Source organism: Dokdonella ginsengisoli, assembly GCF_042652785.1.
GTDB classification, from domain to species: domain Bacteria; phylum Pseudomonadota; class Gammaproteobacteria; order Xanthomonadales; family Rhodanobacteraceae; genus Dokdonella_A; species Dokdonella_A ginsengisoli.
On record NZ_JBHSHD010000007.1, the window covers coordinates 580,724 to 606,831 of the forward strand.

At 69.6% G+C, this 26,108-nt stretch carries 23 protein-coding genes and 1 tRNA gene; 1 reads left to right on the forward strand and 23 read right to left on the reverse strand.

Going from position 1 to position 26,108, the window contains the following annotated elements; genetic code table 11:
* Nucleotides 1-550 precede the first annotated feature (550 nt).
* The 21 genes from accD to ACFO6Q_RS10215 form a co-directional block, all read right to left on the reverse strand.
* Nucleotides 551-1,414 carry an acetyl-CoA carboxylase, carboxyltransferase subunit beta gene (accD, locus tag ACFO6Q_RS10115; protein ID WP_380020734.1) on the reverse strand — a complete coding sequence of 288 codons (864 nt, stop codon included), beginning with the start codon at nucleotides 1,412-1,414 and terminating at the stop codon, nucleotides 551-553.
* Nucleotides 1,415-1,490: 76 nt separating this feature from the next.
* Complete coding sequence (gene trpA, locus ACFO6Q_RS10120) at nucleotides 1,491-2,306, reverse strand: tryptophan synthase subunit alpha (protein WP_380020599.1); 816 nt, start codon at nucleotides 2,304-2,306, stop codon at nucleotides 1,491-1,493.
* 136 nt (nucleotides 2,307-2,442) lie between these two features.
* Nucleotides 2,443-3,678 (reverse strand): tryptophan synthase subunit beta, encoded by a 1,236-nt coding sequence (gene trpB / locus ACFO6Q_RS10125; RefSeq protein ID WP_380020601.1) that lies wholly within the window; start codon nucleotides 3,676-3,678, stop codon nucleotides 2,443-2,445.
* A 250-nt stretch (nucleotides 3,679-3,928) separates the two neighbouring features.
* A complete protein-coding gene (locus tag ACFO6Q_RS10130) occupies nucleotides 3,929-4,549 on the reverse strand; it encodes a phosphoribosylanthranilate isomerase (protein WP_380020603.1) in 621 nt (206 codons plus the stop codon).
* Nucleotides 4,546-5,313, reverse strand: coding sequence for a tRNA pseudouridine(38-40) synthase TruA (gene truA, locus ACFO6Q_RS10135; RefSeq protein ID WP_380020605.1), 768 nt, complete (start codon nucleotides 5,311-5,313; stop codon nucleotides 4,546-4,548). The genes ACFO6Q_RS10130 and truA overlap by 4 nt, the downstream gene beginning before the upstream one ends.
* 136 nt (nucleotides 5,314-5,449) lie before the next feature.
* Nucleotides 5,450-8,095, reverse strand: coding sequence for a motility hub landmark protein FimV (locus ACFO6Q_RS10140; RefSeq protein ID WP_380020607.1), 2,646 nt, complete (start codon nucleotides 8,093-8,095; stop codon nucleotides 5,450-5,452).
* Nucleotides 8,096-8,279: 184 nt separating this feature from the next.
* The gene (locus ACFO6Q_RS10145) at nucleotides 8,280-9,308 is read right to left on the reverse strand and encodes an aspartate-semialdehyde dehydrogenase (protein ID WP_380020609.1); all 1,029 of its coding nucleotides are present in this window, start codon (nucleotides 9,306-9,308) and stop codon (nucleotides 8,280-8,282) included.
* Nucleotides 9,309-9,357: 49 nt separating this feature from the next.
* Nucleotides 9,358-10,371: a 2-hydroxyacid dehydrogenase gene (locus ACFO6Q_RS10150; protein ID WP_380020610.1), complete on the reverse strand. Its 1,014-nt coding sequence runs from the start codon at nucleotides 10,369-10,371 to the stop codon at nucleotides 9,358-9,360.
* A gap of 180 nt (nucleotides 10,372-10,551) precedes the next feature.
* On the reverse strand, nucleotides 10,552-11,664 hold the full coding sequence (gene aroC / locus ACFO6Q_RS10155) for a chorismate synthase (RefSeq protein WP_380020612.1): 1,113 nt from the start codon (nucleotides 11,662-11,664) through the stop codon (nucleotides 10,552-10,554).
* A 157-nt stretch (nucleotides 11,665-11,821) separates the two neighbouring features.
* Nucleotides 11,822-12,739, reverse strand: a complete 918-nt coding sequence (prmB, locus tag ACFO6Q_RS10160) for a 50S ribosomal protein L3 N(5)-glutamine methyltransferase (RefSeq protein ID WP_380020614.1) — start codon at nucleotides 12,737-12,739, stop codon at nucleotides 11,822-11,824.
* 136 nt (nucleotides 12,740-12,875) lie between these two features.
* Nucleotides 12,876-12,968, reverse strand: a tRNA-Ser gene (locus tag ACFO6Q_RS10165).
* Nucleotides 12,969-13,050: 82 nt separating this feature from the next.
* Nucleotides 13,051-13,257 (reverse strand): carbon storage regulator CsrA, encoded by a 207-nt coding sequence (csrA, locus tag ACFO6Q_RS10170; RefSeq protein ID WP_380020615.1) that lies wholly within the window; start codon nucleotides 13,255-13,257, stop codon nucleotides 13,051-13,053.
* 249 nt (nucleotides 13,258-13,506) lie between these two features.
* Nucleotides 13,507-16,167 (reverse strand): alanine--tRNA ligase, encoded by a 2,661-nt coding sequence (alaS, locus tag ACFO6Q_RS10175; RefSeq protein ID WP_380020616.1) that lies wholly within the window; start codon nucleotides 16,165-16,167, stop codon nucleotides 13,507-13,509.
* Nucleotides 16,168-16,413: 246 nt separating this feature from the next.
* Nucleotides 16,414-16,905 carry a regulatory protein RecX gene (locus ACFO6Q_RS10180; RefSeq protein ID WP_380020618.1) on the reverse strand — a complete coding sequence of 164 codons (492 nt, stop codon included), beginning with the start codon at nucleotides 16,903-16,905 and terminating at the stop codon, nucleotides 16,414-16,416.
* 50 nt (nucleotides 16,906-16,955) lie between these two features.
* Complete coding sequence (locus tag ACFO6Q_RS10185) at nucleotides 16,956-17,531, reverse strand: protein tyrosine phosphatase family protein (RefSeq protein ID WP_380020619.1); 576 nt, start codon at nucleotides 17,529-17,531, stop codon at nucleotides 16,956-16,958.
* A complete protein-coding gene (gene recA, locus ACFO6Q_RS10190; protein ID WP_380020620.1) occupies nucleotides 17,531-18,562 on the reverse strand; it encodes a recombinase RecA in 1,032 nt (343 codons plus the stop codon). Before recA ends, ACFO6Q_RS10185 begins: the two co-directional genes overlap by 1 nt.
* Before the next feature lie 124 nt (nucleotides 18,563-18,686).
* Nucleotides 18,687-19,193 (reverse strand): CinA family protein, encoded by a 507-nt coding sequence (locus tag ACFO6Q_RS10195; protein ID WP_380020622.1) that lies wholly within the window; start codon nucleotides 19,191-19,193, stop codon nucleotides 18,687-18,689.
* An 8-nt stretch (nucleotides 19,194-19,201) separates the two neighbouring features.
* Nucleotides 19,202-19,834: a rhomboid family intramembrane serine protease gene (locus ACFO6Q_RS10200; RefSeq protein ID WP_380020624.1), complete on the reverse strand. Its 633-nt coding sequence runs from the start codon at nucleotides 19,832-19,834 to the stop codon at nucleotides 19,202-19,204.
* A gap of 252 nt (nucleotides 19,835-20,086) precedes the next feature.
* Nucleotides 20,087-21,484, reverse strand: coding sequence for a DUF1501 domain-containing protein (locus ACFO6Q_RS10205; RefSeq protein WP_380020627.1), 1,398 nt, complete (start codon nucleotides 21,482-21,484; stop codon nucleotides 20,087-20,089).
* 8 nt (nucleotides 21,485-21,492) lie between these two features.
* The gene (locus ACFO6Q_RS10210; RefSeq protein WP_380020628.1) at nucleotides 21,493-23,325 is read right to left on the reverse strand and encodes a DUF1800 domain-containing protein; all 1,833 of its coding nucleotides are present in this window, start codon (nucleotides 23,323-23,325) and stop codon (nucleotides 21,493-21,495) included.
* An 85-nt stretch (nucleotides 23,326-23,410) separates the two neighbouring features.
* Nucleotides 23,411-23,797: an MGMT family protein gene (locus ACFO6Q_RS10215; RefSeq protein ID WP_380020629.1), complete on the reverse strand. Its 387-nt coding sequence runs from the start codon at nucleotides 23,795-23,797 to the stop codon at nucleotides 23,411-23,413.
* A gap of 47 nt (nucleotides 23,798-23,844) precedes the next feature.
* Here ACFO6Q_RS10215 and ACFO6Q_RS10220 point away from each other — a divergent pair, with 47 nt between their 5' ends.
* Nucleotides 23,845-24,249 carry a hypothetical protein gene (locus ACFO6Q_RS10220; protein ID WP_380020631.1) on the forward strand — a complete coding sequence of 135 codons (405 nt, stop codon included), beginning with the start codon at nucleotides 23,845-23,847 and terminating at the stop codon, nucleotides 24,247-24,249.
* 51 nt (nucleotides 24,250-24,300) lie between these two features.
* On the opposite strand, the gene ACFO6Q_RS10225 is transcribed toward ACFO6Q_RS10220, so the two are convergent.
* Both ACFO6Q_RS10225 and ACFO6Q_RS10230 read right to left on the reverse strand, forming a co-directional pair.
* Nucleotides 24,301-25,431: an inorganic phosphate transporter gene (locus tag ACFO6Q_RS10225; protein WP_380020632.1), complete on the reverse strand. Its 1,131-nt coding sequence runs from the start codon at nucleotides 25,429-25,431 to the stop codon at nucleotides 24,301-24,303.
* Nucleotides 25,432-25,455: 24 nt separating this feature from the next.
* The gene (locus ACFO6Q_RS10230; protein ID WP_380020633.1) at nucleotides 25,456-26,085 is read right to left on the reverse strand and encodes a DUF47 domain-containing protein; all 630 of its coding nucleotides are present in this window, start codon (nucleotides 26,083-26,085) and stop codon (nucleotides 25,456-25,458) included.
* Between the last annotated feature and the right edge of the window lie 23 nt (nucleotides 26,086-26,108).

Consider the following 26,108-nt stretch of genomic DNA (forward strand, 5'->3'; position numbering starts at 1 on the left):
CCTCGAGGCGGAGATGCGACGACGCCGCGGCGGACGGTCTTCTCGTCTCGCTTCGCGGCGTCTGGTTCGAGCTCATGCTTTCCCTGATCTGTCGTGCTGAGCCATGACCCCTGTCGTCCGGCTCGTGGAGCACTCCCCCGGAATCGGGGCGGAGAGACCCACAAGAATAGAATCTTAGATTTCTGTGATGTTGATCAAGTAAAAATGGTTAACTTTGGTGATCTGTACAACAGACTGAACGAATCTGGCCGTTTCTGAACGGATTTCCGGCCGAAGCCACCCGCTGCGACACGGGGTCGCAGGGGGCGGATTTGCCGGACAAGGGGAAAGAAGGAGCGCCGGTTCAGGCCGATTCCGCCGGCGAATGGCGGCGACGCCCGGACGGGACGAAATCCGTCAGGCACGAGGGCGCCGGGCCGCCGGGCTGCCGGCGAGAAAAACCGGCGTGCGACCGACGGCAGCCGGCGCTGGGACCGGGAAGCGTGCGCGGAACGTTCCGGCAGGGCTCGCCCGCGGGCGAGCCCGCCCGAGGCGGCAGCCGGCGGCTTGCCTAGGCGGCGCGTGCCTGCTTGGTCAGCAGGGCCAGCACGGCGGAAAGCTTGTCGCGCATCTCGCGCCGGTCGACGATCAGGTCGATCGCGCCGTGATCGAGCAGGAACTCCGAGCGCTGGAAGCCCTCGGGCAGGGTCTCGCGCACGGTCTGCTCGATCACCCGCGGTCCGGCGAAGCCGATCAGCGCCTTCGGCTCGGCGACATTGAGGTCGCCGAGCATGCCGAGGCTGGCGGAGACGCCGCCGGTGGTCGGATGCGTCAGCACGCTGATGAACGGCACGCCGGCGTCGCGCAGGCGCGCCAGCGCGGCCGAGGTCTTGGCCATCTGCATCAGTGAGTACAGGCCTTCCTGCATGCGCATGCCGCCGCTGGCGGAGAAGCACACCAGCGGCATGCGCTCGGCCAGGGCGAGTTCGGCCGCGCGGGTGAATTTCTCGCCGCCGACCGAGCCCATCGAGCCGCCGATGAAGGCGAACTCGAACGCGGTCGCCACCGTCGGCTGCCCCTTCAGCGTGCCGCGCATCGCGACCAGCGCGTCCTTCTCGCCGGTCTGCTTCTGCGCCGCGACGAGGCGGTCCTTGTACTTCTTGGTGTCGCGGAACTTCAGCGGATCGGTCGGCTCGAGGCCGGCGAACAGCTCCTGCGTGGTGCCGGCGTCGAAGAACGCCGCCAGGCGCGCGCGCGCGCGGATCGCGTGATGGTGGCCGCATTTCGGGCAGACCATCAGCGCGGCTTCCAGCTCGGGGCGGTACAGCACCGCGCCGCAGCCGTCGCACTTCTCCCACAGGCCTTCCGGCACCTTGCCCTTGCTCGCGCCGGCGGCGCGCGTGCGCGGTCCGACGAGTTTCTGCAGCCAGTTCATGTCGTACACCTCTCCCGTATCGATCGGCGGCTGCATCGCCTGCAGCGACGCCCCGGAAACGGATCCGTCCTTTCGTTCAGCCGCCATGTCCGGCCGGCGCATCGAGCGCCGCGCGAATCGGGGCCAGGAAATCGCGCGCGCGCCCGCAGGCGTCGCTCGCGTCCGTCGCGACGGCCAGCCGCTCGACCAGCGCGCTGCCGATCACGACCGCATCCGCGTATTGGCCGATCGCCGCGGCCGAGGCCGCGTCGCGTACGCCGAAACCGACCGCGACCGGGATCGACGTGCGCTGCTTGATCGTCTCGACGCGCGACCGGACCTCGTTCCGGCTGAGCCGGTCCGCCCCGGTGATGCCGGCGAAGGAGACATAGTATAGAAAACCCTGCGCCGCCCCGCAGACGCGCTCCAGGCGCGCCTGCGTGGTGGTCGGCGCGGCGAGCAGGATCTGCCGCAGCCCGGCCTCGCGCAGGGGCGCCGCGGTTTCGAACTCCTCGACCGGGCAGTCGACCAGCAGCGCGCCGTCGACGCCCGCCTCCACCGCCGCCTGCGCGAAGCGCGATGCGCCGAGGATCTCGACCGGATTGAGGTAGCCCATCAGCACCACCGGCGTGGTCGCGTCGCGCGCGCGGAATTCGCGCACCCAGCCGAAGATCCTCGTCAGGCCAACGCCCTTCGCCAGCGCACGCTCGCTCGCGTGCTGGATCACCGGCCCGTCGGCCATCGGATCGGAAAACGGCACGCCGAGCTCGATCAGGTCGGCGCCGGCCTCGACCAGCGCGTGCATCAGCGCGACGGTCGCCTCGGGCAGCGGATCGCCGGCGGTGACGAACGGGATCAGGCCGGTGCGGCGCCGGGCTTTCAGTTCGGCGAAGCGTTGGTCGATGCGGTTCATGCGGAAACTGCCTTGGCGTAGTCCCCGCCGAGGCGGATTCGCGCGGAAACGCGCATGAAATACCGGGCTCGAAGAGCGGCACAGGGATTTCCGCTTTCGCGGCAATGACGTCTCCCATGGTTTGCGGACAGGGCAATCACAGCACGATCCCCTCGCGCGCGGCGATCGTGTGCACGTCCTTGTCGCCGCGCCCGGACAGGTTGCACAGCACGAGCGCGTCGCGCGGCAGTTCGCGCGCGAGCTTGATCGCCTGCGCCACGGCGTGGCTGGACTCGAGCGCGGCGAGGATGCCTTCCGTGCGCGCCAGCTCGTGGAACGCCGCGAGCGCTTCCTCGTCGGTGACGCCGACGTAGGCGGCGCGGCCCGCGTCCTTGAGGAACGCGTGCTCCGGGCCGACACCCGGATAGTCGAGTCCGGCCGAGACCGAGTGCGTCTCGGTGATCTGGCCGTCGTCGTCGCACAGCACGTAGGTGCGGTTGCCGTGCAGCACGCCGGGCCGGCCGGCGGCGAGCGAAGCGGCGTGGCGGCCGGTGGCGATGCCGTCGCCGGCCGCTTCGGCGCCGACGATGCGCACGTCGCGGTCGCCGAGGAACGCGTGGAACAGGCCGATCGCATTGGAGCCGCCGCCGACGCAGGCGGTGATCACGTCGGGCAGGCGTCCGTACTGCTCGAGCATCTGCGCGCGCGCCTCGCGACCGACCACGCTGTTGAAGTCGCGCACCATCTGCGGATACGGATGCGGCCCGGCCACGGTGCCGATGATGTAGAACGTGTCGGCGACGTTGGTGACCCAGTCGCGCATCGCCTCGTTGAGCGCGTCCTTGAGCGTCTTCGAGCCGGAGGTGACCGGCACCACTTCCGCGCCGAGCAGCTTCATGCGGTAGACGTTGATCTTCTGGCGCTCGATGTCGACCGCGCCCATGTAGACGACGCAGTCGAGGCCGAAGCGCGCGCAGACCGTGGCCGTGGCGACGCCGTGCTGGCCGGCGCCGGTCTCGGCGATGATGCGGCGCTTGCCCATGTGGCGTGCCACCAGCGCCTGGCCGACCGTGTTGTTGATCTTGTGCGCGCCGGTGTGGTTGAGATCCTCGCGCTTGAGCAGGATCTGCGCGCCGCCGACGCGCGTCGACAACCGCTGGGCGTGGTAGATCGGCGACGGCCGGCCGACGTAGTGGCGCAGGTCGCGCTCGAACTCGGCGACGAAGGCCGGATCGGCGCGCAGGGCCTCGTAGGCGGCGCTCAGTTCGGCCAGCGGCGCGATCAGCGTCTCGGCCACGTAGGAACCGCCGTACTCGCCGAAGCGCCCGCGCGCATCGGGGTAACGGCTGTAGTCGATCGCCGCGGCGGGCGCGGCGGAAGTTCTTGCCTGCATGGAATTCTCCGGAACGGTTCGCCTCGCGAGCAGCGGCGTCGCGCCGCCGCGGGCATTTTCCAAGGGGCGCGCCGGAGCGAAGGCCGGCTCGCGCGAAGAGGCGCCGGTGCGGGTTATCGCACCGCGGCGGCGGGCACGCGGCGCCAGCGGCGCAGCGAGCGGCCGAACGGCGGCGACGGGAACGGGCGGATCGGAAGGTTCATCGCAGTGCGCATAGCGTACCCAATCGGACGCGGTTCCGCTCGCCGCCTCAGCGGTCCGCCGCGCGCACGGCCTCGACGAAGGCGCGCATCTTCGCCGCATCCTTCAGGCCTGGCGCCAACTCGATGCCGCTGGACACGTCCACCGCGTAGGGCTTCACCTGCGCGATCGCCTGCGCCACGTTGCCGGCGTCGAGCCCGCCGGCGAGCACGACCGGCCGCGGCAGCCGCGGCACGGCCGACCAGTCGAAGACGGTGCCGCTGCCGCCGGCGCCACCGCTGGCGTGACTGTCGAGCAGGAAGCCGCGCGCGTCGGCGTAGCGCCTGGCGTAGGCTGCCGCGTCGCCGACCGAGGCCATCGGAACGGCCTTCAGGTAGGGACGCGCGAAGCGCGCGGCGAACGGCGGCGTTTCCTCGCCGTGGAACTGCAACAGGTCCGGGCGCACCGCGCCGATCACCTGCTCGATCCAGTCCGGCTCGTCGTCCATGAACAGGGCGACGGCGCTGACGAACGGCGGCAGCGCGTCGCGCAGCGCGGCCGCGTGACCCGGCTCGACGAAGCGCCGGCTGCGGCGCGCGAACACGAAGCCGATCGCGTCGACACCGAGTGCGACCGCCGCGCGCACGTCCTCGATACGCGTGAGGCCGCAGAACTTGATGCGCGTCGTCACAGCGTGACCTCCGCCGGCAGGTTCCACTGCGCCGGATAGCGCGGCGCGAGGAAGGCCAGGCCGGACGACGGTGCGGTCGGACCGGCGACGCTGCGGTCGCGGCCGCGCAGCAGCTCGCCGAGCCATTCGACCGGTCGCTCACCGCGGCCGATCGGCAGCAGCGAACCGACGATGTTGCGCACCATGTGGTGCAGGAACGCGTTCGCCTCGATCTCGATCGCGACCTCGTCGCCGTGGCGCGCGATCGCGATCTCGCGCACGTCGCGCATCGGCGAGTTCGCCTGGCACTGCGCGGTGCGGAATGCGCTGAAATCGTTCTCGCCGATCAGTGCCTGCGCGGCGTCGCGCATCGCGTCCACGTCGAGCGGCACGCGCTCCCAGGTGACGAAGCGTGCGGCCAGCGCGGCGCGCACCGGGCGGTTGAGGATCGTGTAGCGGTAGCGCCGCGCGCGCGCGCCGAAGCGCGCGTGGAAGTCGTCGGCGACCGGTCGCGTCCACAGCACGGCGACGTCGCGCGCGAGGCGCGAATTGGTGCCGAGCGTCCAGGCGCGCTCGCTGCGCTGCGCGTCGGTGTCGAAATGCACGACCTGGCAGCGCGCGTGCACGCCGGCGTCGGTGCGTCCGGCGCAGGTGACCTCGACGGGATGGTCGGCGACGAAGGACAGCGCCGCCTCGACCTCGCCCTGCACGCTGCGGCCGTGCGACAGGCGCTGCCAGCCGGAGAAGTCCGTGCCGTCGTATTCGATGCCGAGGGCGAGGCGCATGCGGGAAAGGAATCGGGAGCGAACGCGGAATCGTACGGCATCCGCTGCGCCGTGCGCGCGCATCCGCCGGCGCCGGGCGGATGCGCGCGAAGCGGTGCGGCGCGGCCGCCCGCTTCGCGATCGACGCCGGCGGCCGTCAGCGAAGCTCGACGAGCAGCCGCTGCGCCTCGGCCTTCTGCGCGTCGCTGCCCTCGGCGATGACTTCGTCGAGCATCGAGCGCGCGCCTTCCGGATCGCCCATGTCCATGTAGGCCTTGGCGAGGTCGAGCTTGGTGCCGACCACGTCCTCGCCGGCGAAATAGTCGTCCTCGAGCTGCACCGGTTCCGGCTCCGGTTCGGGCTTGGCCGGCGGCTCGAAGTCGAGCGGCGGCAGGTCGAACTCGAAGCCGCCGTCGAGCTTCGCCGCGGACTCGGCCGGCGGGCGATGCTCGAAGGACGCGTGGTCGTCGAGCCCGAAGCCGAGCGTGGAGTCCGGGCGCGCCGGCGCGGGCGGCTCGACAGCCGGTTCGAGATCGCTGGCGAAGTCGTCGAACGCGCGTGCCGGCGGCTCGAAGCCGGCGACCGGGGTGGACGATGCGAAATCGTTGCGTGCAAAGTCGTTGCGCGCGAAGTCGTCGGTATCGTCGACGGCGGAATCGCGCTGCGACGTCGCGAACAGCGGATTGTGCGGAGCCATCTCCTGCCCCATCGCCACCGCTTCCTGCCACTCGGGCTGCTGCGGATCGGTGACGTAGGCGTGCATGTCGGCGGCGGCGGCCTCGAATTTGCCGGTGGCGCGCTCGGCGTAGTGGATGCTCAGCAGTTCGAGCCGCAATCCGAGGTTGGACGGATCGCGCGCGATCTGTTCGCGCAGGTTGACCTCTTCGGTGTCGTAGGCGGCGTCCACAGCGCCCTCGGGCGCCGGCGGCAACGGCGAGTCGCCGAAGGCGCTGGCGATCGAACCACGCTCGGGAGCCGGCGCGGGCTTGCGCTTGCGCAGGCCGAACAGGCCTGCGAGCAGGGCCAGGATGCCGGCGCCGGCCGCGGCCGGCAGCACCCAGGGCTCGTCGTACCAGGCGCGTGCCGCGACCGGGGCCGGTTTCGGCCTGGCCTTCGCATCGGTCTTCGGCGCCGTCGCGGCGGCCGGCTTCGGAGGCGTCGCGGGCGGCGTGGCCGGCATCGCCGCGGGCGTGGTGGCCGACGGCGGCGTCGATGCCGTGCTGGCGGGCGTGGCCGCCGCCGCGGTCGGTGCCGGCTGGCTGCTTTCGCCCGTCGCTGCGGCCGGGGTCGTCGTCGCGGGCGTGCCCGCGGACGGCGTCGCGGTCGCGGACGGTGCGGTGGTCGACGGCGCCGTGGTCGACGGCGCCGCCGCGGAAGTCGCCGTGGCAGCCGTCGCCGGCTTGGCCGCTTCATCGGGCTTGGCCGCATCGCCTGCCGGCTTGGCGGCCGACGCCGTGGCATTGCCCCAGATCTCGTCCTTGCTCGGCGCGCTCTTGTCCGGTGCGCTCTTGCCGGCATCCGCGGCCGGCGTCTTCGTCGCCGAAGCTTCCGTCGCCGCCAGCTTGGCCGTACCGCCCTTGGCGGTCGTGTCCTGCATTTCCTTGAGCTTGCGCTGCAGCTCGGCGATTTCCGAATCCTTCAGGCCGATCAGGCGGTCGTTCTTGCCCTTGAGGTCCTCCAGCTCGCGTACGCGCGACTTCAGCTCGCCGGTTTCCTGGTCGCGCGCGGTCAGTGCTTCCTTGGCGCGCGACAGCTCGGCCTTGATTTCCGCCATCGCCGCACTGCCGCCACCGCTGCCGGGGCGGTCGGCCATCGCGAGACTGTCCTTGCCGGCCTTCGGCGGCACCAGCTCGAGACGTTCGCTGGACGCCTTGGTCGAGGCCGTCGCACTCACCGGCGCCTTCGGCTTCTCGGCGGGTGCGGCCGGCGCGGCCGGCTTGCTGCCGGCATCGGCGACCAGCGTCGGGCTGGCGCGGCCACCGCGCCAGTCCTCGATCTGCGACTGCGCCAGCGCCGCGGCCTCGCTGGCCGAACCGATCGCCTTGGCTTCCGTCGCCGACGGGATGCGCAGGATCGCGCCGCGCTTGAGCGCGTTGATGTTGTTGCGGTAGAACGCATCCGGATTGTGCTTGAGCAGCGCCAGCATCATCTGGTTGTGCGTGACGCCGCTACCGGCGCTCTCGGTGCGCGCGATGGCCGACAGCGTCTCACCGGCCTCGACCGGGCCGTATTCGCCGCCGGACGCCTTGCGCGGTTCGGGTGCGGCCGCGGCCGGCTTCGGCGCACGCGGCGCGGCAGGCGCCGCCGCTGCGGCCGGACGGTCCGGGCGCGGTTCGCGCTTGACCAGCGTGACGCTGCCGGGCGAACCCGCGCTGGCGCCGGCCGTGCTGCGCGTGGTCGCCGGCGCGCTCACCGGCGGGTCGAGCAGGATCGCGTATTCGCGCAGCAGGCGCCCTTTCGGCCAGTTCGCCTCGACCAGCACGTCGATGAAGGCGTCGCGCACGGGCTCCTTGCTGGTGATGCGGATGAACACCTCGCCGCGCGCGTTCTTGGTCACGGCGAAATCGAGCGGCACGGTCAGGCGGGAACGGTTGAGCCCGACGCGCTCGAAGTCCTCGGCACTGGCCAGGCTGGCCAGCAGGCCCTCGGCCTCGCCCTGGGTGCCCTGCAGGACCGGGATCTCCGCGTCCAGCGGCTGGTTCAACTTCGAATTGACGTGCACCGGGCCCAGACCCAGCGCCAGCGCGTTCGTCGCGCTCAACGCGAGCGTGATCGCAAGCGGAAGCTGCAACGGTCGTTTCATCCAGGCGTCCCCCCAAAATACTCAGTGGCGGCCCGTATCGGGCTATCTCGAAACGGGCTTATAACACAATCGTAACCTCTACAGGCGACTGGGAAACCTGTCCCTGCCGCGATCCGCGAACGGGTCAGCATTCCGGCTCCGCAAAAGGCCCCGGATGCGGAAATTCCGCACCCGGCAAGACGCCTCAAAGATAGGCGTCGATCAGCCGCTCGGCCACCTGCACGGCGTTCAGCGCGGCGCCCTTGCGGATGTTGTCCGAAACGATCCAGAGGTTCAGGCCGCGCGGATGCGAGATGTCGTCGCGGATCCGGCCGACGAAGACCTCGTCCTTGCCGGCCGCGTGCGACACCGGCGTCGGATAGCCGCCCGGCCTGCGCTCGTCGACGACGACCACGCCGGGCGCCGCTTCGAGCAGCTTGCGCGCGGCCTCGGCGTCGAGCTTCTCGCGCGTCTCGATGTGCACGGCCTCGGAATGCCCATAGAACACCGGCACGCGCACCGCGGTCGGGTTCACCTGGATCGAGTCGTCCTCGAGGATCTTGCGCGTCTCCCAGACCATCTTCATCTCTTCCTTGGTGTAGCCGTTGGGCTGGAAGTCGTCGATCTGCGGGATCAGGTTGAAGGCGATCTGCGCCTGGAATTTCTTCGGTTCGAATTCCTGGAAGTTGAGCAGGGCCGCGGTCTGGCGGCCGAGTTCCTCGGCGCCGGAACGGCCGGCGCCGGACACCGACTGGTACGTGGCGACGTTGATGCGCTCGATGCCGACGGCACGGTGGATCGGCGCCAGCGCGACCAGCATCTGCATCGTCGAGCAGTTCGGGTTGGCGATGATGCCGCGCGCGACGTACTGCGCGATCGCGTGCGGATTGACCTCGGCGACGACCAGAGGGATGTCGTCCTGGTAGCGGAACTCGGAGGTGTTGTCGATCACCACCGCGCCGGCCGCCGCGGCGCGCGGCGCGTGCACCTTGGACACGCTGCCGCCGGCGGAGAAGAACGCGATGTCGATGCCGTTGAAATCGTGCTCGGCGAGGTTGCGCACGACGATCTCGCGATGGCCGAACTCGACCTTGCCGCCGGCCGAACGCTCGCTCGCCAGCGGCACCAGCTCGGCGATCGGGAAATCGCGTTCCTTCAGGATCGCCAGCAGGGTTTCGCCGACCGCGCCGGTGGCACCGACGATCGCCACGTTGTACTTCGTCTTCTGGTTCATCGTTCAGCCGAAGAAGGAGGGAGGAAAGGACCTTGCAGCATGGCGCCGATCAGCCGCCGCGTGCCAATGACGAATCGGCATTGAGGACATTGGGCGGATGCCCGGCATTCGGGCCGTAGCCGAGTGCGGCGATCAGGTTGTCGACCGCCATCGCCGCCATCGCCCGCCGCGTCGCCAGACTCGCGCTGGCGATGTGCGGCGTCAGCACGACGTTGTCGAGCGCGAGCATCTCCGGCGGCACCGCCGGCTCACGCTCGAACACGTCCAGTCCCGCGCCGGCGATGCGTCCTTGCGCCAGCGCGGCGACCAGCGCCGCGTCGTCGACCACGCCGCCGCGCGCGATGTTGATCAGGAACGCGTCGCGCTTCATCAGGGCCAGTTCCGCGGTGCCGACGATGTGCCGCGTCTGCGCGGTCATCGGCACGGTGAGCACGAGAAAATCCGCCTCGCGTAGCAAGGTGTCGCGATCGACGTAGCGCGCGCCGCAGTCCCGCTCGATCGCATCGTCCAGGCGCGAACGATTGTGATAGATCACCGGCATGCGGAAACCGACCGCGCGGCGCGCGATCGCCTGGCCGATGCGTCCCATGCCGAGGATGCCGAGCGTGCGGCCGTGCACGTCGCCGCCGAGCAGGATGTGGAAGGACATGCCCTTCCATTGGCCGGCGCGCAGGTAGCGTTCGGCCTCGGTCACGCGCCGCGCCGTGGCCAGCATCAGCGCCCAGGCGAAATCCGCGGTGGTCTCGTCGAGCACGCCGGGCGTGTTCGTCGCGACGACGCCGGCCGCGCTCAAGGCGGCGAGGTCGAGGTTGTTGTAGCCGACTCCGCGATTGGCGACCGCGCGCAGCAGCGGCGCGTGCGCGAGCACGCTCGCGTCGACCGGATCGGCGACACCGAGGATCGCGCCGGCCTTGTCGCGCAGCCTCTGCGCCATCTGTTCGCGCGTCCAGTCGCGGTCGTCGTCCTCGACGTCGACGTCGGCGTGCTCGCGCAGCCGATCGAGGATGTCGTCGAACAGCGGACGCGAGACCCAGACGCGCGGGCGGTGATGCGGACTACTCATCGCTCATGCCGATCGATGTGCATGGGGGATGTTCCGTTCCAGGCGCAGGCGGCTTCCGCCTCTCCCGCTCGCGGGAGAGGTCGCGCCGCAGGCGCGGGTGAGGGGAATCCAAGCGCTGCGCTCCGACTGCTCTCACCCCGGCCCTCTCCCGCTCGCGGGAGAGGGAGATAACCGGCGCCTTCATGCATCATCGCGCGGCGCGCTCCCCGCGATGCGCGGCGTCACCGGTCCGACGTCGCCGCACTGCGCGCGATGGCGCAGCGCCTGATCCATCAGCACCAGCGCGACCATCGCCTCGGCGATCGGCGTGGCACGGATGCCGACGCAGGGATCATGGCGCCCCTTGGTCACGACGTCGACCGGCTCACCCGCGAGGTTCACGCTGCGGCCCGGGATCAGGATGCTCGAGGTCGGCTTCAGCGCGATCGAGGCGACGATCGGCTGGCCGGTCGAGATGCCGCCGAGGATGCCGCCGGCGTGGTTGGACAGGAATCCCTGCGGCGTGATCTCGTCGCGATGCTCGCTGCCCTTCTGCGCGACGCAGGCGAAGCCGTCGCCGACCTCCACGCCCTTGACCGCGTTGATCGACATCAGCGCCGACGCCAGTTCGCCGTCGAGCTTGCCGTAGATCGGCTCGCCCCAGCCCGGCGGCACGCCGTCGGCGACCACGCTCACGCGCGCGCCGACCGAATCGCCGGACTTGCGCAGCGCGTTCACGTAGCTCTCCAGCTCCTCGACCATCGACGCGTCGGGCCAGAAGAACGGATTGCCTTCGACCGCGTCCCAGTCGAACGCGCGCGGCGCCAACTCGCCGATCTGCGCGAGGTAGCCGCGCACGCGCACGCCGTGTTTTTCGGCCAGCCATTTCTTGGCGACGACGGCCGCGGCCACGCGCATGGTCGTCTCGCGCGCCGACGAGCGTCCGCCACCGCGCGGATCGCGGATGCCGTACTTCTGCCAGTAGGTGTAGTCGGCGTGTCCGGGACGGAAGGTCTCGACGATGTTGCCGTAGTCCTTCGAGCGCGCGTCGACGTTGCGGATCAGCAGCGCGATCGGCGTGCCGGTGGTGCGCCCCTCGTACGTGCCGGAGAGGATTTCCACCTCATCGGCTTCGTGCCGCTGCGAGGTGTAGCGGCTGCGTCCGGTGGCGCGGCGATCGAGGTCGGCGCGGAAGTCCGCGGCGGCGATCGCCAGCCCCGGCGGGCAGCCGTCGATCACGCAGCCGATCGCCGGCCCGTGGCTTTCGCCGAAGGTGGTGACGGTCAACAGTTTTCCGAAAGCGTTGCTGGACACGTCTCACCTCGGGTGTCTTCGACGATCTCCACTGCACGGCAAGGACGATCCAGGGGATCTGGGAAATCGTCATTCCCGCGAAAGCGGCAATCCATTGGCCCTTTTCGCTGGATGCCCGCTTTTTTGCGGGCACGACGCAATGCGTCGATCGGGCTGTCTAGCGCCGCTGAGCCACCGCGCGAATCGCCTCCGCGTGCTCGACCAGGTCGCGCCGGTCGAGCAGGAACACGCCCATCTGGCCGACGTTGAACTCGATCCAGTTGAACGGCACCGTCGGCAGCAGCTCGACCAGGGCGCGCTCGCTCTCGCCGACCTCGACGATCAGCACGCCGTCCTCGCTCAGGTGCTCCGGCGCCGCGGCGAGGATGCGCAGGGCGAAATCCAGTCCGTCGTCGCCGGCACGCAAACCTAGCGCCGGCTCGTGGCCGTATTCGGGCGGCAATGCGGCGTATTCCTGCTCGGTCACGTACGGCGGATTGCTGACGATCAGGTCGTAGCGCTCGCCGCCGAGGTTGGCGAACAGGTCCGAACGGATCACGCGCACGCGGTCGCCGACGTCCTGGAACTCCACGTTCTCGCGCGCCAGCGCGAGCGCGTCGTCGCTGATGTCGGCCAGGTCGACCTGCCAGTCCGGATTGTGCGCGGCCATCGCGATGCCGATGCAGCCCGAACCGGTGCACAGGTCCAGCGCGCGGTCGACCGGGCGCTCGTCCAGCCACGGCGAGAAGCCGGCCTGGATCAGCTCGGCGATCGGCGAGCGCGGCACCAGGGCGCGCGTGTCGGACTTGAACTTGAGCCCGGCGAACCAGGCTTCGCCGGTGAGATAGGCGACCGGCTTGTGCTCGGCGATGCGGCGCTCGACCAGTTCGAGCACGACGCGCTTCTCTTCCGCGGTGAGCCGGGCCGCCCCGTAGGCCGGCGCCAGATCGTGCGGCAGGTGCAGCGCATGCAGGACGAGATGGGTCGCCTCGTCGAGCGCGTTGTCGTAGCTGTGGCCGAAGGTGAGCCCCGCCGCACCGAAGCGGCTGGCGCCGTAGCGGATGAAATCGACGATCGTCGCAAGTTCGCTGGTCACGGAAATCTTGTGCGCTGCAGAAGGCCGCACAGTATATGGGCAACGGCGGTCCGGTTCCGGGGGCTCGTCGGCGCCGCGGGTACGCGCGTGCCGGACGTCCAAACGAAAAACCCCTGCTTGCGCAGGGGTTTGGAACTGGCGGAGAGAGAGGGATTCGAACCCTCGATAGAGCTTTTGACCCTATACTCCCTTAGCAGGGGAGCCCCTTCGGCCTCTCGGGCATCTCTCCGGGGTTTTCACTGCGACGCCGAAGGCGTCGCGCTGGACAACGGGGCCGCGAAGGATACCGGCCCTGTCCCCGGCGGTAAAGCTCAGCTCGCCGCGCCGCCCTCCGGCGGCTCTTCGCCGGGCGCCAGCTCGCGCTTGATGCGCTGGTAGATTTCCTCGCGGTGCACCGCGACGTCCTTCGGCGCATTGATCCCTATGCGCACCTGATTTCCCTTGACCCCGAGCACGGTGACGGTCACCTCGTCGCCGATCATCAGCGTCTCGCCGACGCGGCGAGTCAAAATTAGCATTTTGGTGCTCTCCTTACACGATTGTCGGTCCGATGAGCCCTTCAGCGCATGCAACCGCTCACCCGAGCGCGTCGAAGGAAACTCCGGGGACCAGGCAGCCTCCCTCGCTGCCGCTCCCCCTGTCGCAAAACCGGCTCGCCGTTCTAACGCCGCAAAACGGCGCCGCGACGATGCCTCGACCGTTCGATACTAGCGAACGCCTGCCGCAGGCGCAACGAAGCGCGCTGCGGCCTTACCTCGTCTTTACATTCAAGAAAGACGCTGCCCGACCCAGTCCGGCAGGGCCGCCAGCGCGGCGTCCAGCGCGGGGGAATCGATGCCTCCGCCCTGCGCCATGTCGGGCCGTCCGCCGCCCTTGCCGCCGATCAGCGCGGCCACGTGCGCGACGACGTCGCCGGCCTTGATGCGGCCGAGCGCGGCGCCGTGGACGCCGCCGACCAGGGCCACCTTGCCGTCGGCGCCGGCGGCGAGCAGGACGACGCAGTCGGCCAGCTTCTGCTTCAGTCCGTCGACGCCTTCGCGCAGGGCCTTCGCATCGAGACCGTCGACGCGCGCGGCGACGACGCGGATGCCGCCGATCTCGCGCGCGGCGGCGGCCAGATCCTGCGTCGCCGAACTCGCCGCCCTGGCCTTGAACGATTCGAGTTCGCGCTCGAGCTTCTTCTGCCGCTCGAACAGCTGGCGCAGTTTGTCCACGACCTCCGCACCGTGCGCGGACAGCAGGGAGCCGATCTCGTCCAGCCGCGCCTCTTCCTCGGCGACGTGGGCGATCGCGGCCGCGCCGGTCACCGCCTCGATGCGGCGCACGCCGGCGGCGACGCCGCTCTCGCCGAGGATCTTGAACAGGCCGATGTCGCCGGTGCGGCCGACGTGCGTGCCGCCGCACAGCTCGGTGGAGAACTCGCCCATGCGCAGCACGCGCACTTCATCGCCGTACTTCTCGCCGAACAGCGCGAGCGCGCCGAAATCGAGCGCGTCCTGGTAGGCCATCTCGCGCACCTGCGCCTCGGAATTGCGCCGCACCTCGGCGTTGACCAGATCCTCGATCCGGCGCAGCTCGTCGGCGCCGAGCGGCTGGAAGTGCGAGAAGTCGAAGCGCAGGCGGTCCGGGGCCACCAGCGAACCCTTCTGCTGCACGTGCGTGCCCAGTTCCTTGCGCAGCGCGGCGTGCAGGAGATGGGTGGCCGAGTGATTCAGCACGGTCGCCTGCCGGCGCGCACCGTCGACGCGGGCGTCCACGCGCGCGCCGGCGCGCAGCGCCCCGCCGCGCCAGCGTCCGACGTGGGCATGGAACACCCCGCCGAGCTTGACCGTGTCGGCGACCTCGAAGCGCCCGTCCGCCGACGTCAGGACGCCGGTGTCGCCGACCTGGCCGCCGGACTCGGCGTAGAACGGCGTACGGTCGAGGATCACGATCGCCTCGTCGCCGTCGTCCAGCGCCGGCGCCGCGCGCCCGTCGCGCACGATCGCGAGCACTTCGACGCCGTCCGCGTCGAGCATTTCGTAGCCGAGGAAATTCGTCGGCGGCAGGGCGCTGGCCAGCTCCGCCGGCAGCGTCGCCTTGCTGTCGAACTGGCTGGCCGAGCGGGCGCGCTCGCGCTGCTGCCCCATTTCGGCCTCGAATCCGGCCATGTCCACCGTCCAGCCGCGTTCGCGCGCGATGTCGGCGGTCAGGTCGACCGGGAAGCCGTAGGTGTCGTAAAGCGTGAACGCGATCTTGCCGGGAACCACCCGCGAGGACGACGACGCCGTGCCCACGTATTGCGTGTCTTCCTTGAGTGCGGATTCGAGCAGCCGCATGCCGTTTTCGAGCGTCTCGCCGAAGCGCTCCTCTTCCTTGCGCAACGCGCTTTCGACGAGTTCGCGCTTTTCCGTCAGCTCCACATACGCATCGCCCATGACCTCGACCAGCACCGGCACCATCGCGTGGAAGAAGGGGCGCTTCTGCCCGAGCATCCAGCCGTGGCGCAGCGCGCGTCGGATGATCCGGCGCAGCACGTAGCCGCGGCCCTCGTTCGACGGCAGCACGCCGTCGACGATCAGGAACGCGCAGGCGCGGATGTGGTCGGCAATCACGCGCAGCGACTTGTTCTCCAGGTCGCCGGTATGGGTCAGGCGCGCGGCTTCGCCGATCAGGCGCTGGAACAGGTCGATCTCGTAGTTGGAATGCACGTGCTGCAGCACGGCGGCGAGACGTTCCAGACCCATGCCGGTGTCCACGCACGGCGCCGGCAGCGGCGTCAGCGTGCCGTCGGCGGCGCGGTCGAACTGCATGAAGACGAGATTCCAGATCTCGATGTAGCGGTCGCCGTCCTCGTCCGGCGAACCCGGAGGGCCGCCGGCGATGTCCGCGCCGTGGTCGTAGAAGATCTCCGTGCACGGCCCGCACGGGCCGGTGTCAGCCATCTGCCAGAAATTGTCCGAGGCGAACGGCGCGCCCTTGTTGTCGCCGATGCGCACGATGCGCGCGGCCGGAACGCCGATCTCCTCGTTCCAGATCGCGTAGGCCTCGTCATCGGTGTGGTAGACGGTGACCCACAGGCGGTCCTTCTCCAGCTTCAGCACGCCGGTCAGGAATTCCCACGCCCAGGCGATCGCCTCGCGCTTGAAGTAGTCGCCGAACGACCAGTTGCCGAGCATCTCGAAGAACGTGTGGTGACGCGCGGTGTAGCCGACCGAATCGAGGTCGTTGTGCTTGCCGCCGGCGCGCAGGCAGCGCTGCACGTCGGCCGCGCGCACGAACTTCAGCTTCTCGCTGCCGAGGAACACGTTCTTGAACTGCACCATGCCGGAGTTCGTGAACAGCAGGGTCGGATCGTTCGACGGCACGAGCGAACTCGACGGCACGATGGTGTGCCCCTTCGAGCGGAAGAACTCGAGAAAGGCGGAGCGGATTTGGGAAGTTTTCATGCGCGGGAATCGGGAATGGAGAATCGGATCTGGAAATCTGGAGTCGGAAATCTGGATCGGGAAATCTGGAAAATCTGAAACCGGGCACGCCGGGCGCGCCATGCTGCGGACTTCGACGAGACGTCATCGACGCGAACGCGGCGATTCACCCCCGCGACCGCTCGAGAACACGATGCAGACGTGCGTTCGCGGGCATGACGCTCGAGCTCGGCGCATCGGCCAAAATGTGGCCGGCGAGTCGGGGACTCAATCCAACCCGAGGCCCGGATCACCCGTTTCGGCATGCGTGACGGCGCGTACTGTCGCCGCATCGAAGCCGCGGCGCAAGAGAAAGGCTGCGCGCCGGGCGCGCTCGGCGGCGTCCGCCGGAGCATCGGTCCCGACGTGGCGGCGCAGCTGCGCCGCGGCGGATTCGACCCAGTCCGTGTCGATTTCCGCCAGGACGGCACGGATCGCCGCATCGCCGAGGCCGTGCGACTTCAGCTCGGCACGGATGCGCAGCGGACCGTAACCCTGCGCGGCGCGCCGTCGCGCGAGACTGGCAGCGAAGCGTTCGTCGTCCTGGTAGCGCTGCGCTTGCAGGCGCTCGATCGCCGCGTCGGTCGCCGCGCCGGCCTGGCCGCCGGCGCGCAGCTTGGTCTTCAGCTCGCGCGTGGAGTGCTCGCGCCGCGTGAGCAGGCCGAGCGCCTGGTCGTAGGCGCTGCGCTTGGCGGGCTTGTCCGGGGAACGTCGCGCCATGGCGGACCGCGAGGCGGGTCAGCGACGCGCAGCGTGCGAACGGCCGCCGCTCAAGGCAGCTTCGGCCGCGTCGCGATGCGTGCGGCGATCTGGTCGCGCAGGTCGTCGACCGACTGCCCCGCCGATTGCACGACAGATTCGATGGCCTCGGCCTCGAGGCCGCCCATGCGCGAGGCCTCGGCCAGGGCCCAGGTCCTTGCCGCACGGCGGCCGCTCTTGCAGTAGAGCAGCACCGTGTTGTCCGGCCGCGCGATCGCGCGCGAGACCGCGTCGACGGCGCTGCCCGGAATGTCGCTGCCGGCGACCGGCGCGTAGGCGAACGCGAGGCCGGCGCTGCGCGCCGCGGCGTCGATCGAACTCGACGGCGGCTGGCCCGGCGCCTCGCCGTCGGGACGCAGGGCGATGATCGCCTTGATGCCCTGCGACTTCAGCTCGTCGACCTGCTGCGGCGTGATCTGGCCGGAAATCCACACGCCGCCGACGAGCGGCTTGAGGGCCGCGTCCTGTTCGGGAGTGCCCTGCTCCGCCGCGCCCGCCGTGCCGCTGGCGACCACGGCGGACGCCGCGAGAAGGAAGATTCGCGCGAGCTTGCGCCGGCCAACGGCCGGCGCTGCGGACGTGACCATCACGCCTCCTCGACCTCGACCGCCGGCAGCGGCGATTCGCCGCGCTTGATCAGCAACTTCGCGCGCAGCTGCGCGTCGATGTCGGCGGCGATCTCCGGATGCTCCTTCAGGTAGAGGCGCGTATTGTCCTTGCCCTGACCGATGCGGTCGCCGTTGTAGCTGTACCAGGCACCGGACTTGTCGACCAGATTGTTGTTGACGCCCAGTTCGATCAGTTCACCCTCGCGCGAGGAGCCCTCGCCGTAGAGGATCTCGAACTCGGCCTGGCGGAACGGCGGCGCCACCTTGTTCTTGACCACCTTGACGCGCGTTTCCGAACCGATCACTTCCTCGCCGCGCTTGACCGAGCCGATGCGGCGGATGTCCAGGCGCACGGAGGCGTAGAACTTCAGCGCGTTGCCGCCGGTGGTGGTTTCCGGATTGCCGAACATCACGCCGATCTTCATGCGGATCTGGTTGATGAAGATGACCAGGGTGCCGGACTTCTTGATGTTCGCGGTCAGCTTGCGCAGCGCCTGGCTCATCAGGCGCGCCTGCAGGCCGACGTGCGAATCGCCCATCTCGCCTTCGATTTCCGCCTTCGGCGTCAGCGCGGCGACCGAGTCGATCACGACCACGTCGACCGCGTTGGAGCGCACCAGCATGTCGGCGATTTCCAGCGCCTGCTCGCCGGTGTCCGGCTGCGAGACCAGCAGGTCGTCGACGTTGACGCCGAGCTTCTCCGCGTAGCTCGGATCGAGCGCGTGCTCGGCGTCGACGAAGGCCGCGGTGCCGCCGTTGCGCTGGCAGTTGGCGATGACCTGCAGGGTCAGCGTGGTCTTGCCGGAGGACTCCGGTCCGTAGATCTCGACGACGCGGCCACGCGGCAGACCGCCGACGCCGAGCGCGATGTCCAGGCCGAGCGAACCGGTGGAGACGACGTCGATCGCCTCGTCGGTCTTGTCGCCCATGCGCATGACCGCTCCCTTGCCGAACTGCTTCTCGATCTGGCTCAGTGCGGAAGCGAGCGCCTTGCGCTTGTTGTCGTCCATTGCGGATTCCTCATCGATGCGGGTCAGGCGGCGAATGTGCCGCGGCGAAGTCTCAGCGGCTAAGACTTCGGATTCGCCGCGATTATCCCACAGCGCCCCGCCGGGTCGATCCGACGATCGCGTTTCAGCTCGTAAGAATTCGCCGCACGCCGTCGAGCGCGGCGGCGACGGTCTGGCGCCGCACCGCTTCGCGGTCGCCGTCGAAATGGAACAGTTCCGCGCGCGCGTAGCCGCCGCGGCGCTTCCAGCCGACCCAGACGGTGCCGACGGGCTTGTCGGTGGTGCCGCCGGAAGGCCCGGCGACGCCGGTCACCGCGACCGCGACGCTGGCGCCGTAGCGCGCGAGCGCGCCGGAGACCATCTCGACCACGGTTTCCTGGCTGACCGCGCCGGTGCGCTCGAGCGTCTGCGGGCGCACGCCGAGCAGCGCTTCCTTGGCCTCGTAGCTGTAGGCGACCACGCCGCATTCGAACCACTGCGAGCTTCCGGCGATGTCGGTCAGCACCTTGGCGATCCAGCCGCCGGTGCACGATTCGGCCGCGACCATGGTCTGTCCGCGCGCGAGCAGGCATTCGGCCACCGCCTGCGCCTGGGCTTTGAGCATCTCGTCGGAAATGGGCAATGCAGTCATCGCGAACCTCAACGCATCAGGATGCGGCGCGGTTTCAGCGGAAACTTGCCGCGCCAGTACTGGATCAGCAGGAAGCCGAAGGCCATGCCGCCCAGATGCGCGAAATGCGCCACGCCGGACTGCGTGCCGGTGACGCCGAGCACCAGCTCGACCGCGCCGTAACCGATCACGAACAGCCACGCCGGCATCGGAATCGGCGGAAACAGCAGCAGGATGCGCGCGTGCGGATACATCATGCCGTAGGCGAGCAGCAGGCCGAAGACGCCGCCGGAGGCGCCCAGGGTCGGATAGAAGCCGCCGGTGAAGTAGTGCACGGTGGCCAGCTGCGCCAGCGCCGCACCGATCACGCAGACGAAGTAGTAGAGCGCGAACGGACGCGAGCCGAACAGGCGCTCAATTGCGCCGCCGAACATCCACAGCGCCAGCATGTTGAAGACGATGTGCGTGATGCTGCCGTGCAGAAAGCCGTAGGTGACCAGCTGCCACGGCTCGAAGCCGACCACGTTGCCGTACGGCGAAGGGCCCGTCGGCCACAGCGCGAAATGCACCACCAGCAGATTGCCGGTGACCTGCTGCAACAGAAAGACCGCGACGTTCACGATCAGCAGGACGCGTGTGACGGGGGGAAGATCGATGTTCATGACTGTCCTGCATGTGCCTGGCCGGGATCGGAACTCCGGCCGCCGCAGGCACGAAATGCCGAGCATGCGGGTTGCGCCGATCCGATTCAATATGAAGAACGCAAGAGAGGGAGCGAACCAGACAGTGACCGGCGAATCGGCGTCCGCGCGAGGCCGCGGCGCCCCTGGTCCGCCGACGAATGCGCGCCCGACCCGGTGACGGGAGACGATCCGACGCCCTGTCGCGTCGCAGCTTCGCGACCGCGCGGCGGGTCAGGTCATGAAGCCGAGATCGGCGCTGGCGAAGCGGCCGAGATTCGGGAAGATGTCCGCGATGCCGCCAGCGTCGACGCCGAACCAGCGCGCCAGCGTCGCCGAGTATTGATCCACGGCGGTGGTCGGGATGATCTGTCCGAAGCCGGTGTCGTCGGGATTGCCGTTCGGCGCCAGCGACGGCAGCGTGCCGTAGAAGCGCTGGCCGCGCACCGCGCCGCCGAGCACGAAGTGATGTCCGCCCCAGCCATGGTCGGTGCCGTCGGCGTTCATGCCCAGCGAGCGGCCGAAATCGGAGGCGGTGAAGGTGGTCACGCCGCTCTCGATGCCGAGCTGCACGGTCGCCGCGTGGAAGGCGTGCAGCGCCTGCGACAGCTGGCCGAGCAGATAGGGGTGGTCGTTCAACTGGGCGGCGTGCGTGTCGTAGCCGCCGACCGAGACATAGAACACCTGCCGGCTCATGCCGAGCGCGGCGCGTGCGCCGATCAGGCGCGCGACCATCTGCAGCTGCGCGGCGAGCTCGTTGTCGTCCGGAAACGGCGTCGTCCATGCCGGCGGCTCGCCGAGCGCCTCGGCGATGATGCGGTAGTTGTCGATCGAGCGCCGCACCGAGCCTGCGTAGGCGCGCTCCAGCAGATGCGTCTGCGTGCCGGGTTCGATCAGCGCATCCCAGGCGGCCGCGCCGGCGGTGTTGTCGCCTTCGAGGAACCACGCCTCGGGGCCGTCGTCGGAGTAGCTCAGACGCTCCACGCCCTGCGTGCCCATCGCGTAGGGCTGCACCACGGCGCCGCGCTGGAACGGATTGTTGCCGCCGAGCGAGACGCTCATCGGCACCTGGCCGCTGTTGGACGACTGCAGCAGGTCGGCGATGCGGCCGCCCCAGCCGTTCGCACTGGCGTCGTCCGGGCGCGAGGTCTGCCACTGCACGGACTGGTCCGAATGCGAGAACAGCTGCGGCGGCACCGGCACCGTTCCGGCCTGGTATTGCGCCTGCGTGACCGGATACAGCAGGCCGCCGACGTTGGCGACCACCGCCGCCTTGCCGGCGTTGAACAGCGCCGCCAGCTCGGGCGCGGCCGGATGCAGGCCGTAGTTGGCCGGTCCGCCGCCGGCGGCCGGCGTCAGCGCGTGCAGATCGCCCGCCGGCACCGCGATGGTGCCGCGCGAGGCGGCGTAGTCGGTGCGCTCCGTTCCGGAAACCGGCGCCAGCGTGTTGAAGCTGTCGTTGCCGCCGAACAGGAACACGCACACCAGCGCCTTGTAGTCGCCGAACAGGTACGGCCGCTGCGCCGCGGCGGCGGAGATCAGCCGCAGGTTTCCGAGCGCCGAATACGCGCCCGCCCCACAGAGCGCGGCGCACAGGCTCTTGCGCAGGAAATCACGACGGCTCGTTCGCATGGCTCGCCTCACTTCTGGATCGAGTATTCGGGCGAATTGACGATCAGGTAGAGCACGTGCTGCACGCGCTCGCGCCCGAGGTTTTCACCCAGTTCGGCCGAGGTCATCGCCTGCAGGCGCGTGAGCAGCACCGAACGCATGAACGGCGACATCTGCCCGGCCATCAGCAGCCGGTCGTAGGCGTCGACCAGCGCGGCGGGATTCCCGGCGGCGAGCTGCGCATCGGCCTGGATGTCCATCAGCAGCGTGTCGGAAAGGGATTCCGTGTAGCACTGGTGATTGAGCACGTTGTAGCAGAACAGGTGAATGAACAGCTGATTGGGCGTCGCCACGATCGTGCTGTCGTTGAGGATCTGGAATTCCGGCGCGACCAGCCCCTGTGCCGCGATCGCACCCGGCGGACGATAGGCCGGCTGGAAGAAGTTGAATACGCTCGGCGAGCGCAGCGGCGCCTGGCCGTACCAGTCCTCGATCCACGGCCAGGTCGACAGATTCTGGATGCGTCCGCTCTGCGAACGGCCCTGGAACGCACGCCACAGATGCAGGTTCTTCAGCAGCGGCTCGCGCAGCTTGCCGAACGTCGTCGGCTTCTGCCAATGGCCGTAGCGTGCCTCGGGATCGAGCAGGATTGCCCGCACCAATGCCTGCAGGTTGCCGCGCACGCCGCTGCCGTCGTCGGCGAAGACCGCGGCGGTGCGCCGCACGTAGTCCGGCGAAGGATTGCTGGTGACCAGACGCTGGATCAGCCGCGTGGCGACGAACGGCCCGACGTTCGGATGCCGGAACAGGTTGTCCAGCGCCGCCTGCATCTCGGCCTGCGCATCGCCGCCGTGCATGAGCACGCCGCCCGGCAGTGCGGCGCCAGGATAGTCGAGCAGCTGCTTGTCCGACGTCGCGTCGTGGAAGGCCTCCACCGGCTGCATCGGCAGCTGCCAGATCGGGCGGTCGTCGGCATTCGCCCAGGGGCCGCACCAGGTGTAGGTTTCCTCGGTGCAGCACGGATAGGTGTCCGCGCCGCAGCCGGTGTTGTTCCAGATCCAGCCGGTGAAGGCCGCGGCGAAACCGCGCACCGTCGCCTGGCCGTAGGTCGGCACCGTCGCGCCGCCGACCAGCGTCGGCGTGCCGTCCGGCTCGAGCTGGACCAGGCCGACCGAGAACAGCTGCATCACCTCGCGCGCGTAGTTCTCGTCGGGGCGGATGTTGAGCTCCGGATCGGCCCTGCGGTTGCCGATCATGCTGAGGTAGACGCCCATCGCCGGATGCAGGGTCACGCCTTCGAGCAGGTCGCGGTAGTTGCCGAACGCGCGCTCGGCCAGCAGGTCGTAGTAGCTCGCCAGCGCCCACGGCTGGTAGGCCAGGGTGCCGTTCTTCTCCGACACGACGAAAATCTCGCTGAGCGCGAAGGCGACGCGCTGGCGCAGCTGGTCGCCGCGCGCATTGGCCGGAAAGCCCGGCCGGCTCGGATCGGGCGTGCCGGCCGCAGCCATGTTCCATGCCTCCAGGCGCACGTTGTCGCTGAGGTAGGCGTCCGGATCGAGCGAGCGCACCCAGTCCATGTACGGCACCTGCTTGGTCGCCGGGATCGCGAACTGCTCGGCGAGCCATGCCTCGTAGCCGATCGCACGCAGGTGCTCGATGTCGGCCTCGGTGGCACCGAACGTCGCCTGCGCGAGGAAGCGCGCCGCGTCGGCGTCGGTGTCCGGGCCGCTGGAGGCGGCCTCGAAGCCGGCGCGGAAAGCCGCGTCCGGCCAGTGGCTCGGCGTCTGCGCGTGGACCGGCAGCGCCGCGAGCAATGCCGTCGCCGCCCATGCGGACCAGCGTCTCAGCCAGCCTGCGACCATGTCGATCTCCCCGTCCCGCGACCGGCGCCGAATCTAGCGCGACGGGGCACGCGCGAACATGACGCAGCGCGCACTCGCGGCAGGATCAGCGGCGGCGTACCGGCTTGCGCGGCGCCGCTGGCGGCGGTCCCCAGAGCAGATCGTCCAGATTGCGCTCCCAGCCGTGGGCGGCCAGGTCGACGCGGCCGTTCTTCACCAGCACGCCTTCGGCGGCGAGCCGGCGCACCTGCTCGCGAAAGCCGCGGCTGCCGGGCGGGAACGCGATACGGCCGTCCGAACGCAGCACGCGGTACCAGGGCACGACCCCGGCCGGCGTTTCGCCGAGCACGCGGCCGACCAGACGCGCACGCTTGGGCAGGCCGGCGCGCGCGGCGATCTCGCCGTAGCTCGCCACGCGCCCGGCGGGAATCGCGGCGATCGTGCGCAGGATCGCGGCGTGATCGGCGTTCGGCTTCGGCTCGACTGACTTCATCGGCGGCGCACGCTAGCATAGACGCCGATTCCGAACGAAGGACCGCCGTGCAGAGTTTCGAACAGATCCGCTCCCATGTCGGCGCGCGCCACAGCCTGCGCACGAACGATCCGTACCTGATCAGTTTCGATCTGACGCTCGACGACGCCCGCCACCAGGGCATCTATCTGGCCGAGATGGACGACGAGGACGGGCAGAAATACCTGCGCATCTCCACGCCGATCGGTCCGTTCACGGGCATGGACGGCCTGCGCTGCCTGCGTTTCAACTGGGAGCAGCGCACCGGCTACCTCGCCGTCAGCGACCTGGAAGGCTCGCCCTATCTGCAGCTGTGCGAGAACCGCCCCTACGCGCTGCTCACCGAGGCGGAGCTGGACCGCGTGATCACCGAACTCGGCGCGCTCGGCGACCGCCTCGAGCAGGCCATTTCCAGCGGCGGCGACTCGTTCTGAGGCGAGTATCCGGTGCGATCGGGCGCGGACCGCGCCCGCGGCGCACGGGATTCAGCTCCAACCCATCGCGCGCGCGGCGCGCACCAGCAGCCAGGCCAGCGTGCCGGTGACCGGCAGGGTCAGGATCCAGGCCCAGATCATCCGCTCCACCACCGTCCAGCGGATCGCGTTGGCGCGCTTGGCCACGCCCACGCCGAGGATCGCCGACGAAATGTTGTGCGTGGTCGACACCGGAATGCCGAAGTGCGAGGCGGTCAGGATCACGCTCGCCGACGCGGTTTCCGCGGCGAAGCCGTTGATCGGGTGAAGCTTCACCATCTTGTGGCCGAGCGTCTTGATGATGCGCCAGCCGCCGGCCGCGGTGCCGGCCGCCATCACCACCGCGCACAGCAGCTTGATCCACAGCGCGATCTCGAACGGATGCTCGGCGCTGTCTTCGATCCTCAGGAAGCCGAGCCAGGCCGGCATGCCGTCCAGCGTACCGGCCGCCGTGGCGCCGGCCAGCGCCAGCGCGATGATGCCCATCGTCTTCTGCGCGTCGTTGAGGCCGTGCGAGAGTCCCATCGCGCTCGCCGAGACCAGCTGCGCCTTGCCGAAGAACAGGTTCGCGAAACGCGTGCGGCCGAGCTTCTGCAGCGGCCCGGTGCGGCTGCCGAGAAACTCCATCAGGGAAAACAGCAGGGCCATCAGCAGCAGGCCGAGCACGAAGCCGGCCACCGGCGAGGTCACCATCGGCACGATGACCTTCGGCACCACGCCCTTCTCGCCCCACCAGTGCGTGCCGCCCTGCGCCCAGATGATCGCGCCCCAGTTGTCGTGCGCGGCCGCCAGCGCGGCGCCGCAGAGACCGCCGACCAGCGCGTGCGAGGAACTCGAAGGCAGGCCCCACCACCAGGTGATCAGGTTCCAGATCACCGCGCCGAGCAAGGCGCAGATCAGCACCACCGGCGTGACCGCCACCACGTTCGTGTCGATCAGCCCGGACGCGATCGTCTTCGCCACCGCGGTGCCGGCGAGCGCGCCGATCAGGTTCATGGAGGCCGCGAGAAGCACCGCCTGCCCCGGGCTGAGCACCTTGGTCGCGACGACCGTGGCGATCGAATTGGCGGTGTCGTGGAAGCCGTTGATGTATTCGAACACCAGCGCGATCACGACGACCAGCAGGACGAGCGTCAGCTCCATGCGCGATCCTTGTCCGTCGTGCCGTCAGGAGTTCTTCAGGACGATCTGGTAGACCACGTTGCCGGCGTCGCGGCAGCGGTCGATCGCCTTTTCGAGCAGTTCGAACAGGTCCTTCAGCAGCAGGATGCGGATCGGATCGTGACGGCCGCCGTAGAGATCGCGGTACAGCTCGAGCAGCAGCCGGTCCGCCTCGCTCTCGATCGCCTGCAGGCGGTCGTTGAGCGCCTTCATCGTCTCTAGGTTCATGCCCTTGCGCAGCTGGGCGACCATCTGCACGATGACCTCGCCGGCCTTCTCGAGCATGACCCCGCGCGCGCCGAAGTCGACGTCGCCGAGGCGGTCGGCAGCCAGCGAGTAGCGCTCGGCGAATTTCGCGATCGCCTTGGTGATCTTGTTCAGCGCCGCCGACAGCGCCTCGATGTCCTCGCGATCGAGCGCGGTCACGAAGGTGTTGACGAGCTCCTGGCTGATCTGCGCCGAGAGATCCTTCTCGCGCCGGCGCGCGAGCATGAACTCGTCCAGCGACGGCACCGCCTGCCGCGCCTGCAGCATGCGCACCAGCGCGACGGCGGACTCGTGCGCCGCCCCGGCACTGGCTTCCAGCAGTCCGTAGAACTTGTCGCCCTTGCCGAAAATCGTCTGCAACGAAAACATCGGATGCGCCTGTCGTCGACTGT